The sequence below is a fragment of the Cryobacterium sp. MP_M3 genome, assembly GCF_015752155.1.
In the GTDB taxonomy this organism is placed as follows: Bacteria; Actinomycetota; Actinomycetes; order Actinomycetales; family Microbacteriaceae; genus Cryobacterium.
In genome coordinates this window covers 1-14,932 of sequence record NZ_JADOVI010000015.1, presented here as the reverse complement: position 1 = coordinate 14,932, position 14,932 = coordinate 1, and the positions used below count along the sequence as shown (strand labels likewise).

Genomic DNA, 14,932 nt, shown 5'->3' with positions numbered 1-14,932 from the left:
CCGGGATCCGCTGGGCGGGCCGAAGTAGACTGGACCATGACTTCCGAGGGCTTTGCAGAGATCGAGCGCAAATTCGACGTGAACCCGGCGACGCCGTTGCCGCCCTTGCACGACCTTCCCGGTGTGACCCACGTCGCCCCGCCGGTCGAACACCACCTCGACGCCCTCTACTTCGACACCGCCGACCTGGCGCTCGCCGGCCGCCGGATCACCCTGCGCCGGCGTGCCGGCGGCGATGACGCCGGCTGGCACCTCAAACTCCCCGTCGCGGCCGACGAACGCCGTGAGATGCGCGAACCGGTCGGGGCCGACCCTGACGTGATCCCCGAGGCCATCCTCCGCCTTGTGCGGGTGTACCTGCGCGGCCGACCGCTGATGCCCGTCGTGCGGCTCCGCACCCTGCGGGTCGTGCACCACCTCGTCGGCCGGGACGACGCCGTGCTCGCCGAGGTCTGCGACGACTCGGTGCAGGCCGAACGGTTCGGCTCCGAGCCGCTGAACCAGGCCTGGCGCGAATGGGAGATCGAACTCGTCGACGGGTCCCGCGCCCTGCTCGACGCGGCCCAGGAACGATTGTCGACCGTCGGAGTCGAGCCGGCGGCAAGCCCGTCCAAGCTCGCCCGAGCCCTGGGCGACCTGGCCCCGGCCCCGGCAGCCCAGGAGCCGGTCCAGGCGGGCCCCGGCAGCTCCGCCCGGGACGTGCTGCTGGCCTACCTGCGGGCGCAGGTCGCGGCCGTCACGGCCGAAGACCCGTTCGTGCGGGAGGGCAACGAAGAAGCGGTGCACCGGATGCGCGTGGCGACCAGGCGGTTGCGGTCGGCCCTGTCCACCTACGGTCCGCTCCTCGACGCGGGGGTCGCCGACCCGCTCCGGGTCGAGCTGCGCTGGATCGCGGGCGTGCTCGGCGGAGCTCGCGACGCCCAGGTGATGCGCCGGCGCCTCACGCACCGGCTGGACCTGGAGCCGGCGGGCCTCACCGCCGGGCCGGTCGCCCCGCGGATCGACGAGCATTTCTCCACCGTCGTGCGGATCAGTGAGGCGGACACCCGGTCCGCCCTCGAGTCCGACCGCTACTTCCGGCTCCTCGACACCCTCGACGAGCTGCTCGCGTCCCCGCCGCTGTACCGCACGGCCGACAAGCCGGCGCGGAAGGTCGTCCCCGGCCTGGTCCGCGCCGACTGGAAGCACCTCCGCGCGGCAGTGCGCGCGGCCCGCCGCACCGCGGCCGGCACCGAACGCGACGCGGCCCTGCACGAGGCGCGCAAACGCGCCAAGCAGTTGCGCTACGCGGCGGAGACGGCCGCCCCGCTCCGGAGCAAGCGGGCTTCGCGTCTCGTCGCGGCCGCCCGGCAGTTGCAGGAGATCCTCGGCGACCACCAGGACAGCGTCGTCGCGCGCGGCGAACTGCTCGGCCTGGGCATGAAGGCGTTCCTGTTCAACGAGAACGCCTTCACCTACGGGCGGATGCACGCGGTCGAGGAGGCCGGCGCGGCCGGCACCGAGGCGCGCTTCTTCACTGCCTGGAAGGACTTCCCCTCCGCCTCGATCGACAAATAGGACCCCCGCACCTCGAACCTCTGCCGAATTCATCTGTGCCGAATTCAGGTGAACAGCCCGAATCCGGTCGCGCGGCAGGCATCCGTCGCACTGTTCCGGGCTCTGCACCTGAATTCGGCACGTGCCGGTGCTGGGGTCACGGGTGGCACAGCCGCCGGGCACAGCCGCCGGGCATAGCCGCCGGGCTCACGCGCCGGGCTTCACGGCCGGGCACAGGCGCCGGGCTCACGCGCCGGCGGGGAACGTGGTCAGTCGAAGTCGAGGCTGAGCTTGCGCAGCAGTCCGGCGAGCCGGTCCTGGTCGCTCGCCGAGAGGGTCGACAGCAGCTCGGCCTCCGCGTCGACCAGCCGGGTGATCGCGGCATCCACCCGGGTCAGGCCGGCCGGATTCATCCCGACGAAGATGCCCCGCCCGTCGTTGGGGTCGGTGCGGCGGGTGACCAGCCCGCGCTCGACCAGGCGGTCGATCCGGTTGGTCATCGTGCCGCTGGAGACCAGGGTCTGCTGCAGCAGGGCCTTCGGGCTCAATTCATAGGGCGCTCCGGCCCGCCGCAGGGCCGAGAGCACGTCGAACTCCCAGGACTCCAATTCGGAGCGGGAGAACGCTGTTCGCCTGGCCCGATCCAGGTGCTTGGAGAGCCGGCCGACCCGGGACAGGACCTGCAACGGCGCGAAGTCGAGGTCGGGGCGTTCGCGCAGCCAGGCGTCTACGATCCGGTCGACTTCGTCATGGGCAGGCATCATTCCATTATCCGGCCTCAGGGCGGCCGCGGTTGCTCGCTGCGCGGCGGGCACGATACTTCTGGCAGACTTGACACCGTTGGTCGGCCCCGGGCCGGCGAATTCCGCCGTGGTGTAATGGCAGCACGACAGCCTTTGGAGCTGTTAGGTCCAGGTTCGAGTCCTGGCGGCGGAGCACTGGTTGCAGACCAGTGGAGCTTCTCCGGTCTCCCCGGCCGGCAACACGAAAAGCAAAGAGGAAACCACGTGACCGATTCCCGACTCGCTATCGTCGTGCTGGCCGCAGGCCAGGGCACCCGCATGAAATCCAGCACGCCGAAGCTGCTGCACCAGCTCGCCGGGCTGCCCATTCTCAGCCATGTCCTCGCCACCTCGCGTGCGCTGGACGCGGCCCACGTCGTCACCGTCGTGCGCCACGAACGTGACCTGGTCGCGGCACTCGTGGCCGAGGACCTGCCCGAGAGCCTGATCGTCGACCAGGACGAGATCCCCGGCACCGGGCGTGCCGTGGAGCTCGCCGTCGCGGCCCTGCCCGAGGACTTCGAGGGTGACGTGCTCGTCGTCTCCGGCGATGTTCCGCTGCTGAACTCCGCCACCCTGGCCAGCTTCGTCGCCGCGCACCGCGAGCGCGAGGTCTCCGCCACCGTGCTCTCCTCGTTCCCCGAGGACTCCACCGGCTACGGCCGCATCGTTCGTTCCGATGCGGGCGGCTTCGACCGCATCGTGGAACAGAAGGATGCCTCGGCCGAGGAACGCCAGATCGCCGAGACCAACGCGGGCGTCTACGCGTTCAGCGTCGCCGAACTGCGCGAGCAGCTCGCGCGCCTCACCACCGACAACGTGCAGGGAGAGAAGTACCTCACCGACGTGATCGGGCTCCTCCGCGACGCCGGCTCGTCCGTGCGGGCCGTGCCCGTCGCGGATGCCTGGCTCGTCGCCGGCATCAACGACCGCGCCCAGCTCAGCGAGACCGCCCGCCAGCTCAACGGTTTCATCGTGCACGGCTGGCAGCTGGCCGGCGTCACCGTTCAGGACCCGGCCACCACCTGGATCGACCTCAAGGCGCAGCTCGCGCCGGACGTGACCATTCTGCCCGGCACCCAGATCCGCGGCGCGACGGTGATCGAGACCGGCGCCGTGATCGGCCCGGACACCACCCTGGTGGACTGCGAGGTCGGTGAGAACGCGGTGGTGAAGCGCACCGACGCGACGCTCGCGGTGATAGGCGCCGGGGCATCCGTCGGACCGTTCTCCTACCTGCGGCCCGGCACCATCCTCGGCGCGGACGGCAAGATCGGGGCGTTCGTCGAGACCAAGAACGCCACCATCGGCGCCGGCAGCAAGGTGCCGCACCTGAGCTATGTCGGCGACGCGACCGTAGGCGAACAGTCCAACATCGGGGCCGGCACCATCTTCGCCAACTACGACGGCGTGGACAAGCATCGCAGCGAAATCGGGTCGCATGTGCGCACCGGGTCGCACAACGTGTTCGTCGCGCCGATTAGGATTGGGGACGGGGCATACACGGGAGCCGGCACAATCGTCCGCAAGGACGTACCTGCCGGGGCGTTGTCCCTGAGTGTTGCTCCACAACGCAATATGGAGGGCTGGGTCGAAACCCACCGTCCAGGAACCGACGCGGCGGTGGCCGCGGCAAAGAGCGGAGACTAGGTGTCTGGAATCAAGACCAGCGGCGAAAAGCGACTTGTATTGGTTTCGGGGCGAGCTCACCCGCAACTGGCACTGGACATCGCCACGGAGCTTGGTACCGAACTCGTCCACACGGACGCCCGCACCTTCGCGAACGGGGAGATCTACGCCCGCTTCGACGAGAGCGTGCGCGGGAGTGACACCTTCGTCATCCAGTCGCACACCAACCCGATCAATGAATGGCTGATGGAACAGCTGATCATGGTCGACGCGCTCAAGCGGGCCTCCGCCAAGCGGATCACCGTGGTGGCGCCGTTCTACCCCTACGCCCGCCAGGACAAGAAGGGCCGCGGCCGCGAGCCGATCTCGGCCCGCCTCGTCGCCGACCTGTTCAAGGTCGCCGGCGCCGACCGGATCATGGCGGTCGACCTGCACGCCGCCCAGATCCAGGGCTTCTTCGACGGCCCCGTCGACCACCTCTTCGCCATGCCGGTGCTGCTCGAGCACTTCAAGGAGAAACTCGACCCGGCCACCCTGACCGTCGTCTCGCCCGACATGGGCCGCGTGCGCGTCGCCGATATCTGGAGCGACAAGCTCGGCGCCCCGCTGGCGATCATCCACAAGCGTCGTGACCCGCTCGTGCCGAACCGTGTTTCCGTGCACGAGATCGTCGGCCAGGTCGAGGGCCGCGTCTGCCTGATCGTCGACGACATGATCGACACCGGCCGCACGATCGTGCTCGCCGCCGAGGCTCTGCGCAAGGCCGGCGCCATCGGCGTCGTCGTCGCCGCGACCCACGCCGTGTTCAGCCACCCGGCGCTCGAACTGCTGCAGAACCCGGCGATCTCCGAGGTCGTCGTCACCGACACCCTGCCGATCCCGATGGAGAAGCGCTTCCCGACGCTCACCGTGCTGCCGATCGCGCCGCTGCTGGCGCGCGCGATCCACGAGGTGTTCGACGAGGGTTCCGTCACGTCGATGTTCGAGGGCGCCGCGTAAGAGCACCGAACGGCCACCGGCCGGTCGTCGACGGATGTCGGTGGCCGGCCATCGGTTTGTCCGGGCTCGGTCGCGGGTTCGGTCGCGGGTTCGGTCGAGGGGGAGCCGGCACCCGTGTTCTGCGCCGCCCGGGCTTACGCGGGGATGCCGGTCTCCGCGGCCCGCGGCGCGGCGGGGATGATGCCGAGAGGGAGCACGTAGGTCTCCCGTTCGTTGCGGTCGACCGCGTAGCACTGCCAGCCGAGTCCGCCGGGCCCGGTCAGCTCGAAGCGGGCGTCCGAACCGACCGAATACGGGTAGAAGTGCTGGGTTGCCACCCGGCAGGTGTTCGCGGCGGTCGTCGTCGCGACCTGCAGCGTGGTCAGGATGCCGGGCACGACCAGCGCCACGAGCCCCAGCACGACGACGATGCGCATGAGCGTGAGGGCGCGCCGACTGCGCAGGGGCCGGTCGGCATCCTGCGGTTCGTAGCCGGAGAGTTCGGGGTGTTCGTCGCTCATGATCCGTCCCAGTATCCCAAACTCGGCTCCGGTGCGCTGCCAGTCCCAAGCCGACTCGAAATGTTGCCCGAGCGGACGACTGTTGCCCGCACACCGGCGACAGTCGTCCGCTCCGGCAACGAATGCCCCGGCAGGAACTCCCCCTCCCCAGGGGCCCAGGCCTGGGCAGGCCCCACAGAATCCGGGGAGAGCGGCCCCGGCCCGACGCAGGCTGTGAACCTCTCCGGATGGCTGACGAGGACATCGACGAGCACACCGGGCTGTACCTCTCGGGCGGGGCAGCCGCCACCGAGTCAACCGGCCGGCAGTTTCGGCGCGAGGCGCAAGGCGCGGGGCGCGCCATACGGCTGCGCCGCGGCGTCTTCAGCACTACCGAGCATTGGGCGGGGCTCCCACCGGCACAGAGGCACCTCGCGGAGACCCGGGCCGTCGTCGCGACTCGAAAGCGGGACCCGCTGATCAGCCACCAATCGGCGGCGGTCCTGTGGGGGATTCCGCTGGCCGACTCCTGGCCGAGCACGGTGCACGTGCTGGCCCCGCCGGACTCCCGGGCACGGAGCAAGAACGGTGTCATGGTCCACCGCAGCGACATCCCCGACGGGGACGTCGTCGAAATCGACGGGATGCTCGTGACCAGCCCCGCCCGCACCCTCATCGATCTGGCGCGCACGGTGAGTTTCGCGACCGCCGTCGTTGCGATCGACCATGCCCTCAATCCGCGGAACGCAGCCCCGGAGGTCTTCCTGACTGCGGAGGTGTTGAGCGAGAAACTCCACGAGTGCGCCTCGGCCAGGGGAGCCGTGAGGGCGGGCCGGGCCATCGCCTTCGGCCGGCCCCATGCGGACAACCCCGGTGAATCGATGAGCCGAGTGGCGATCTTCGAACTGGGCTTCCCCGATCCGCTCCTCCAGACGTGCCATCCCAACCCCCGCGGCGGCTTCTACTTCACCGACTTCGAATGGCCGGCCTACCGCCTGGTCGGGGAGTTCGACGGGAAGGGCAAGTACCTGAAAGACGAGTACCTGCGGGGACTGACCCCCGGGGAGGCGGTCCATCGGGAGAAGGTTCGCGAGGACGACCTCCGCGCGGAAGGCAATGGCGTGGCGCGCTGGGGTCCATCCGATGTCCGCCGGCGCCAGTCGCTGCTGCGCATCCTCACGACCGCCGGGCTCCCGGTCATTCGCTGACCGGCCGGCTGGCAACAGTTGCCGCCGGAGTGTGGTGCTGCTAGTGCGAGGAGCCCTCGGTCTCGACCTCGCTGCGGTCGCCCGACCACAGGGTGTGGAAGGTGCCGGGCATGTCGACACGCTTGTAGGTGTGCGCTCCGAAGAAGTCGCGCTGGCCCTGCACGAGCGCGGCGGGAAGCCGCTCGCTCGCGAGCGAGTCGAAGTAGCTCAGCGCCGACGCGAACCCGGGAACCGGGATGCCGGAGAGCGCCGCGGTCGACACGACCCGGCGCCAGGCCGACTCGCCGTCGGCGACGGCCTTGGCGAAGTACGGGTCGACGAGCAGGGTCGGGATCGAGGGGTCGTTCGCGTAGGCGTCGACGATCCGGTTGAGGAACTGGGCGCGGATGATGCAGCCGCCGCGCCAGATCGTGGCGATGGCGCCCTTGTCGATCTTCCAGCCGTACTTCTCGGCGCCGGCGATGATCGCGTCGAAGCCCTGGGCGTAGGCGACGACCTTGGAGGCGTAGAGCGCCTGGCGCACGTCGTCCTGGAAGGTGTGGCCGACAACGGCGATCTCCGGGCGGGCGTCGAGGGCCGCGCGGAGCGGCACGCGCTGTTCCGGGTGGCTGGACACGGCGCGGGCGAAGACGGCTTCGGCGATGCCGCCGACGGGCACGCCCAGGTCGAGGGCGTTCTGCACGGTCCAGACCCCGGTGCCCTTGGAACCGGCCTCGTCGAGCACGATGTCGACGAACGGCAGCCCTGTCTTCGCGTCGACCTGCCGGAGCACCTCGGCGGTGATCTCGATCAGGTAGCTCTCGAGGTCGCCGGCGTTCCAGTCGGTGAACACGTCGGCGATGGCGGCGGGGGAGTGCCCGCCGACCTTGCGGAGCAGGTCGAAGGCCTCGGCGATGAGCTGCATGTCGGCGTATTCGATGCCGTTGTGGATCATCTTGACGAAGTGACCGGCGCCATCCGTGCCCACGTGCGTGACGCAGGGCACACCGTCGACGACGGCCGCGATCGACTCGAGGATCGGGCCGAGGGTCTCGTACGCCTCGACGGAGCCGCCGGGCATGATGCTGGGGCCCTTGAGGGCACCCTCCTCGCCGCCGGAGATGCCGGCGCCGACGAAGTTCACGCCGGTCGCGCGGACGGCCTTCTCCCGGCGGATGGTGTCCTGGAAGTCGGCGTTGCCGCCGTCGACGATGATGTCGCCGGGCTCGAACAGGGCGGTCAGCTGGCTGATCACGGCATCCGTGCCCTTGCCGGCCTGCACCATGATGATCGCGGTGCGCGGCTTCTGGAGCGACGCGGCGAACTCCTCGATCGTTTCGGAGGCGACGAAGTTCGCCTCCGGGTGTTCGCCTGTGAGCAGGCGGGTGCGCTCGGGGGAGCGGTTGTACACCGCCACCGTGTTCCCCGCGCGGCTGGCGAGGTTGCGGGCCAGATTCGACCCCATCACCGCCAGCCCCACTACGCCAATGTTTGCCTGTGCTGCGCCGGATTCGGCCACGTTTGCTCCTTCAGGTGATTGATCTCAAACCTCCGTCAAGGCTACTGCGTCGGCCTGAACGGTTACGTGGCGTGACCGGCGCCACCTCGGGCGACGGATGCCGGGCGCCCGGTTCGCCCCGGCCCGCCCGCTCCGCTAGACTCACTAGTTGAACTTCGGCGAGGGCTGTCGGCGGCGGGTAACCGTTCACCGGCATCCGTTATCGACGCGGCGGGATGCTTCACGGCCTTTCCTCACGCGCACACGCGTTCGAGTTGAACCAGTACCCACGATTCCCGGGCTTCGGTCCGCGAAACCAGACTGGGCCGTCCAGGCCCGCAAGGAGAAACATCATGGCTGAGGCCAAGAAGAAGGTTGTCGCAGACAACAAGATTGCCGCCGACCTGCGCGTCAAGTTCGGCAAGGGCGCTGCCCGCAAGCTGCGCGTGCTGGGCAAGATCCCCGCCGTCATCTACGGCCACGGCACCGACCCGGTCCACGTCGCCCTCCCGGCCCACCAGATCGGCCTGCTGCTGCGCCGCGCCAACGCCGTGCTCGAGCTTGACGTCGAAGGCACCACCCACCTCACCCTGGTGAAGGATGTTCAGAAGGACCCGTTCCTGCAGATCATCGAGCACCTCGACCTCATCGTCATCCGCAAGGGTGAGAAGGTCCAGGTCGAGGTTTCCGTGCACCTGACCGGCGAGGCCGCATCCGGCACCATCGCCGACCTGGACTCGAAGGTCCTCATGCTCGAGGTCGAGGCCACCAGCATCCCGCAGAACGTCGTCGTCTCCATCGACGGTCTCGAAGACGGCGCCCAGATCCACGCGAAGGACGTCGTGCTCCCCGAGGGCGCTTCGCTCATCTCCGACCCCGACGCCGTTGTGGTCTACGTGCACCTGCCCGCCGAAGAAGAAGAGGAAGAGCCGGCCGAAGCCGAGGCTGCCACCGAGGCTCCTGCCGCCGAGTAGTCTTCCCCACCTGGCTTCGTCGACCGCGGAGGAATTCCCTGGACGAGAATCTCTGGCTCGTAGTCGGGCTCGGTAACCCCGGGCCCGGCTACGCCGGCAACCGACACAACGTCGGCCACATGGTCGCGGCCGTGCTCGCCGACCGTCTGTCGGCGAACTTCAAGAACCACAAAACCACCTCGGCCGTCGCCGAGGGCCGCAGCTTTCCCGGCGGACCCAAGCTGGTGCTCGCCAAGCCGAGCACCTACATGAACGTGTCCGGTGGCCCCGTCGCCGCGCTCCTGCGCTTCTACTCGCTCGAGCCCGAGCGGCTGATCGTCATCCACGACGACCTCGACCTTCCCTTCGACACGATCAAGATCAAGGTCGGCGGCGGCCACGGCGGTCACAACGGCCTCCGCGACATCATCGCGGCGACCGGCACGAAAGAGTTCGTGCGGATCCGGATCGGCATCGGCCGCCCGCCCGGGCGCCAGGACGCCGCCGACTTCGTGCTGCACGATTTCAGCAAGGACGAGCGGGCGATCCTGCCGAACCTGCTGACGGATGCCGCCGACGCGATCGAACTGATCGCGGACGAGGGCGTCACCGCCGCCCAGCAGAAGGTCCACTCCCCGTAGCCCGTCCGGTCTCCCGGCCTGCGCCGGCGGCTGCGTAGACTTGACCGGTGACTCTTCAGGGCTTAATTGCCACACTTTCGCGCGCCTCCACATTCGACAACGCCCTCACCTTCGCAAACCGCGACGCGGACTTCTCGCTCACCGAGGGCCTGCGGGCACCGCTGATCGCGGCCATGCTCGAGCAGCGCGGCCGGCTGGAGAAGGCCCAGGCCCTGCTCGTCATCACCGCGACCGGGCGTGAGTCGGAGTCCCTGCACGAGAACCTGACCTGCTTCACCGACGGCGCCGAGATCGTCGACTTCCCCGCCTGGGAGACCCTCCCGCACGAACGGCTCAGTCCCGGCGCGGAGATCGTCGGCAAGCGCCTCTACGCGCTCCGGCGGATGCGGGACTGGGAGGAATCCGACCCCGCCGCCCGGCGCCCGCTGATCGTCATCGCCTCAGTGCGGGCCGCCCTGCAGCCGGTGGCCGACAACCTCACCGACTACGAGCCGATCGAACTGGCCGCCGGCGGGCGCGGCCACGACCTCGGCGCCATCGCCCGGGAACTCGTCGGCCTCGCCTACACCCGGGTCGACATGGTCACCCGCCGGGGCGAGTTCGCCGTGCGCGGCGGCATCCTCGACGTGTTCCCGCCGGTGGCGCCGCATCCGTACCGGGCGGAGTTCTTCGGCGACGAGGTCGAGCAGATCCGCGCCTTCTCGGTCGCCGACCAGCGTTCCCTGCCCGAGCCGATCGAGCGGGTATCCCTGCCGCCGAGCCGCGAGCTGCTGCTCAGTCCGGCCGTGCGCCAGCGCGCCCGGGAGATGCAGCACGAGTTCCCGAGCCTGGCGGGGCTGCTCGCCAAGATCGCCGAGGGAATCCCCGTCGAGGGGATGGAGAGCCTCGCGCCCGCGCTCGTCGACCGGCTCGTTCCGATCACGCACTATCTTCCCCGCGAGGCGGCCGTGGCCGTGATCTCGCCCGAACGGGTCGCCTCCCGGGCGATCAGCCTCGCCGAGACGAACCGCGAGTTCCTCGGCGCCGCCTGGAGCGCCGCGACCGCCGGCGCGGAGGCGCCGATCGACCTGGAGTCGGGGGACTTCCTCACCCTCGGCCGGCTGCGCGAATCGGTCACGTTCAGCGCGCCGGGCGCCCAGCCGTCCGCGCACGCCTGGTGGACGTTCAGTTCGTTCCAGGCGGCGCCGACGGATGCCCCGGTGCTCCCCGAGCACCGCGAACTCGACGAGCTGCTCACCGTGCGCGTCGACGGCGACGCCGTGCCGAGCTTCCAGGGCAGCGTCGAAGGCGCCGTCGGGCACCTCGCGGCCCGGCTGAAGGATGGCTGGACCGTCGGGATCGTCGCCCAGGGCGCCGGGCTGGTCGAGCGCGCCGCCGACGTGCTCGCCGAGCGAGAACTCCCCGCCCGGATCGTCACCGAATGGCCGGCCGTTCCGGAACCCGGCATCGCCTACCTACTCAAGGCATCCGTGGACCACGGCTTCGAAATCCCGGAGACCAAACTCACACTGGTCAGTGAGTCCGAGTTCTACGGCCGCGTCGTCGGCTACGACGCCCGCCAGGTCAAAAAGCTGGCCAGCCGCCGCAAGAACGTCGTCGACCCGCTCCAGCTCAAGGCCGGCGACCACGTCGTGCACCAGACCCACGGCATCGGCCGGTTCGTCGAACTGACCCAGCGTGAGGTTTCCAGCGGCGGCCGCAACCCGGTCAAGACCAAGCGCGAGTACCTGGTGCTTGAATACGCCCCGTCGAAGCGCGGGCACCCCGGGGACAAGCTCTACGTGCCGACCGACCAGCTCGACCTGGTCAGCCGGTACGTCGGCGGGGAGGCCCCGGCGCTCAGCAAGATGGGCGGCAGCGACTGGTCCGCCGCGAAGACCAAGGCCCGCAAGGCCGTGCGCGACATCGCCGTCGAACTGGTCAAGCTGTACTCGGCGCGGATGGCCAGCAAGGGCCACGCGTTCGGGCCGGACACCCCATGGCAGCGCGAACTGGAGGAGGCGTTCCCGTTCGCGGAGACGCCTGACCAGCTCACCACCATCGACGAGGTGAAGGCCGACATGGAACGGCCCATCCCGATGGACCGGCTGCTCTCCGGCGACGTCGGCTTCGGCAAGACCGAGGTGGCCGTGCGCGCCGCGTTCAAGGCGATCCAGGACGGCAAGCAGGTCGTCATGCTCGTGCCGACGACCCTGCTCGTGCGCCAGCACATGGAGACCTTCCAGGAGCGCTTCGCCGGGTTCCCGGTGCACCTGCGCGCGCTCAGCCGGTTCCAGACCGAGAAGGAGTCCCGCGAAACCATCGCCGGGATGCTCGACGGCACCGTGGACCTCGTGATCGGCACCCACCGGCTGCTCTCCGAGTCGATCGTGTTCAAGGACCTCGGCCTCGTCATCATCGACGAGGAGCAGCGGTTCGGGGTGGAGCACAAGGATGCGCTGAAGAAGCTGAAGACGAACGTGGACATCCTCGCGATGAGTGCCACCCCGATCCCGCGCACGCTGGAGATGGCGGTCACCGGCATCCGGGAGATGTCGACCCTGGCCACCCCGCCGGAGGACCGGCACCCGATCCTCACCTTCGTCGGCCCGTACTCCGACCGGCAGGTGGCGGCGGCGATCCGCCGCGAGCTGCTGCGGGAGGGCCAGATCTTCGTCGTGCACAACCGGGTGTCGAGCATCAACCGGGTCGCCGCGAAGCTGGCCGAGCTCGTGCCGGAGGCGCGGATCGCCGTGGCGCACGGCCAGCTGCCGGAAGCCCAGCTGGAACAGGTCGTCGTGGACTTCTGGGAACGCAAGTTCGACGTGCTCGTCTCGACGACGATCATCGAGACCGGCCTGGACATCGCCAACGCGAACACGATCATCATCGACCGCGCCGACAAGTTCGGGCTGAGCCAGCTGCACCAGCTGCGGGGGAGGGTCGGCCGCGGCCGGGAGCGCGCCTACGCCTACTTCCTCTACGACGAGAACAAGCCGCTCACCGAGATCGCCCACGACCGGCTGTCGACGATCGCCGCGAACAACGAGCTGGGCGCCGGCATGCAGGTGGCGCTCAAAGACCTCGAGATCCGCGGCGCCGGCAACCTGCTCGGCGGTGAGCAGGCCGGGCACATCGCCGGGGTCGGCTTCGACCTCTACCTGCGCATGATCGGCGAGGCCGTGAGCACCTTCCGCGGCGACGTCGCCGAGGGCCAGACCGAGCTGCGGCTCGAATTGCCCGTCGACGCGCACATCCCCGAGGACTACGTCGACAGCGAGCGGTTGCGCCTCGAGGCCTACCAGAAGCTGTCCGCCGCCAGCTCGCCGACGGCCGCGAAGGACCAGATCGACCTGGTCCTCGACGAACTCACCGACCGCTACGGCGAGCCGCCGCAGCCGGTGCAGAACCTCATCCTGGTCTCCCGGCTGCGCTGGCTGGCGCAGCAGGCCGGCCTGGGCGAGGTCGTCGCGATGGGCTCCAACCTCCGCGTCTCCCCGGCGAACCTCGCCGATTCGATGCAGGTGCGGCTGCAACGGATGTACCCGGGCTCGCGCTACTTCACCCAGAACGGGTCGCTGACCGTGCCGATGCCCCGGATCAACGGTGAGCCGCTCGGCGACGCGGCCCTGATCGCCTGGGCCGGCTCGCTGTTGGACGCGATCTTCCCTCGGCCGGTCGACGCGGTCGCGGCGCCGTCCGCGTGACGCCCGGACCCGCCGCCTACGATGAGACCGAACCCCAGGAGGCCCGCATGACCCAGCCCAGCCAGCTCGACATCCTGATCGAGACCGTCGCCCGGCTCCGTGCGCCCGGCGGCTGCCCGTGGGACGCGGACCAGACCCACGAGTCCCTCGTGCAGTACCTGATCGAGGAGAGCCACGAGCTGATCGACGCGATCGAGGCGGGCGGCCGCGAGGAGATGATCGAGGAACTCGGCGACGTGCTCTACCAGGTGCTCTTCCACGCCGACCTCGCCGCGCACACCAGCGGCGAGGACTTCGACATCCAGGACGTCGCCGCGCAGATGACCGCGAAAATGGTAGGGCGGCATCCGCACGTCTTCGGTGACCTGTCACTGGCGACCGCCGATGACGTCGTCGCGGCGTGGGACGATTTCAAGGCCGCGGAGAAGCCGCACCGCACCAGCGTGCTCGACGGGATCCCCCAGGGGATGCCGGCCCTCGCCCTCGCCGACAAGGTGCTCGGGCGGGCGCAGAAGATCGGCCTTCTCGGCACGGAGTCCGCCTTCCCGCTGCCGATCGAGAGCGAGGACGAGCTCGGGCCGCTGCTGCTGGCCATCGTGTCCGCCGCGAAGGCTCAGGGGCTCGACTCGGAGCGTGCTCTCCGGACCGCGCTCCGCGGGTTGCAGGATGAGATCCGCGCAGCCGAAGGCGAGGGCGAGGGCGCCGGGCCGGATGCCGGGCCGGCCTCCGGCGGGGACGCCGACTCCGGCGACTTCCCCGGCGACTTCTCCGACGCCGGCATCATCGGCCGGCCGGCCCCGTCGCTCGACTGACCGTCGCGCGAGAGCCTCGGCGGCCGCTACTCCTCGTCAGCCGCAGGCCTCGTTAGCCGCACGCCCCGGCTGGCGCGGCACGGCCCTGCCGGGTACCGTCAGAGCATGAGCCAGACTTCCTTCAGCGAACTCCTTTCCCTTCAGATCGGCAACGAGTTTGCCGCGTCGCAGCAGTACATCGCCATCGCCGTCTGGTTCGACAATCAGGCCCTGCCCCGGCTCGCCGCGCACTTCTACGCCCAGTCGGTCGAGGAGCGCAACCACGCCATGATGCTGGTGCAGTACCGGCTCGACCGCGACCTCGGAGTCGAGATCCCGGGAATCCCGGCCGTGCAGAACAACTTCACCCTCGCCGTCGAGCCGATCGCGCTCGCCCTGGCCCAGGAGAAGCAGGTCACCTCCCAGATCGAGGCGCTCTTCCGCGCGGCCCGCGCCGACGGGGACGCCCTCGGCGAACAGGCGATGCTCTGGTTCCTCAAGGAGCAGGTCGAAGAGGTCGCATCGATGTCCACCCTGCTGACGATCGCGCAGCGAGCCGGCGACAACCTGTTCGACATCGAGAACTACATCGCCCGGGAAACGGTCGCAGGCGGCCCGGTCGACTCAGACGCCCCCGCGGCAGCGGGCGGCGCCCTCTAGGAGCGCGCTGATTAATCTGGCGTATTAAGGCGCGCCTCTGCATGGATTTGTGGGCGTGGTTAAGACTTGGTTCATGCAGGGACATGATGAT

At 69.6% G+C, this 14,932-nt stretch carries 12 protein-coding genes and 1 tRNA gene; 10 read left to right on the top strand and 3 right to left on the bottom strand.

The features are described from left to right. The first annotated feature begins 36 nt into the window (after positions 1-36). Entirely contained in the window at positions 37-1,557 is a 1,521-nt protein-coding gene (locus tag IWX89_RS14955; protein WP_196904343.1) for a CYTH and CHAD domain-containing protein, read from the top strand. Between the two features lie 248 nt (positions 1,558-1,805). Here the strand turns inward: IWX89_RS14955 and IWX89_RS14950 are convergent, their stop codons facing one another. Next, positions 1,806-2,300 carry a MarR family winged helix-turn-helix transcriptional regulator gene (locus tag IWX89_RS14950; protein ID WP_134510846.1) on the bottom strand — a complete coding sequence of 165 codons (495 nt, stop codon included), beginning with the start codon at positions 2,298-2,300 and terminating at the stop codon, positions 1,806-1,808. A gap of 100 nt (positions 2,301-2,400) precedes the next feature. Here IWX89_RS14950 and IWX89_RS14945 point away from each other — a divergent pair. From IWX89_RS14945 to IWX89_RS14935, 3 genes are all read left to right on the top strand, one after another. After that, positions 2,401-2,472, top strand: a tRNA-Gln gene (locus IWX89_RS14945). A 71-nt stretch (positions 2,473-2,543) separates the two neighbouring features. Next, positions 2,544-3,968 carry a bifunctional UDP-N-acetylglucosamine diphosphorylase/glucosamine-1-phosphate N-acetyltransferase GlmU gene (gene glmU, locus IWX89_RS14940; protein ID WP_196904342.1) on the top strand — a complete coding sequence of 475 codons (1,425 nt, stop codon included), beginning with the start codon at positions 2,544-2,546 and terminating at the stop codon, positions 3,966-3,968. Then, positions 3,969-4,946: a ribose-phosphate diphosphokinase gene (locus IWX89_RS14935; protein WP_134510848.1), complete on the top strand. Its 978-nt coding sequence runs from the start codon at positions 3,969-3,971 to the stop codon at positions 4,944-4,946. Positions 4,947-5,080: 134 nt separating this feature from the next. Here the strand turns inward: IWX89_RS14935 and IWX89_RS14930 are convergent, their stop codons facing one another. Beyond that, positions 5,081-5,446, bottom strand: coding sequence for a hypothetical protein (locus IWX89_RS14930; protein WP_196904341.1), 366 nt, complete (start codon positions 5,444-5,446; stop codon positions 5,081-5,083). Between the two features lie 227 nt (positions 5,447-5,673). Between IWX89_RS14930 and IWX89_RS14925 the strand changes: the two genes are divergently transcribed. Further along, positions 5,674-6,633, top strand: coding sequence for a hypothetical protein (locus tag IWX89_RS14925; RefSeq protein WP_196904340.1), 960 nt, complete (start codon positions 5,674-5,676; stop codon positions 6,631-6,633). 40 nt (positions 6,634-6,673) lie between these two features. On the opposite strand, the gene gndA is transcribed toward IWX89_RS14925, so the two are convergent. Further along, positions 6,674-8,077, bottom strand: coding sequence for an NADP-dependent phosphogluconate dehydrogenase (gene gndA / locus IWX89_RS14920; protein ID WP_231383361.1), 1,404 nt, complete (start codon positions 8,075-8,077; stop codon positions 6,674-6,676). Positions 8,078-8,463: 386 nt separating this feature from the next. Here gndA and IWX89_RS14915 point away from each other — a divergent pair, with 386 nt between their 5' ends. The 5 genes from IWX89_RS14915 to IWX89_RS14895 all read left to right on the top strand — a co-directional run bounded on the left by IWX89_RS14915 (position 8,464) and on the right by IWX89_RS14895 (position 14,841). Next, complete coding sequence (locus IWX89_RS14915) at positions 8,464-9,084, top strand: 50S ribosomal protein L25/general stress protein Ctc (protein WP_196904338.1); 621 nt, start codon at positions 8,464-8,466, stop codon at positions 9,082-9,084. A 38-nt stretch (positions 9,085-9,122) separates the two neighbouring features. Further along, positions 9,123-9,704 carry an aminoacyl-tRNA hydrolase gene (gene pth / locus IWX89_RS14910; protein WP_196904396.1) on the top strand — a complete coding sequence of 194 codons (582 nt, stop codon included), beginning with the start codon at positions 9,123-9,125 and terminating at the stop codon, positions 9,702-9,704. Positions 9,705-9,751: 47 nt separating this feature from the next. After that, positions 9,752-13,390 carry a transcription-repair coupling factor gene (mfd, locus tag IWX89_RS14905; protein ID WP_196904337.1) on the top strand — a complete coding sequence of 1,213 codons (3,639 nt, stop codon included), beginning with the start codon at positions 9,752-9,754 and terminating at the stop codon, positions 13,388-13,390. Positions 13,391-13,437: 47 nt separating this feature from the next. After that, the gene (locus IWX89_RS14900; RefSeq protein WP_196904336.1) at positions 13,438-14,202 is read left to right on the top strand and encodes a MazG family protein; all 765 of its coding nucleotides are present in this window, start codon (positions 13,438-13,440) and stop codon (positions 14,200-14,202) included. Between the two features lie 105 nt (positions 14,203-14,307). After that, positions 14,308-14,841, top strand: a complete 534-nt coding sequence (locus IWX89_RS14895; protein ID WP_196904335.1) for a ferritin — start codon at positions 14,308-14,310, stop codon at positions 14,839-14,841. Positions 14,842-14,932: the final 91 nt, after the last annotated feature.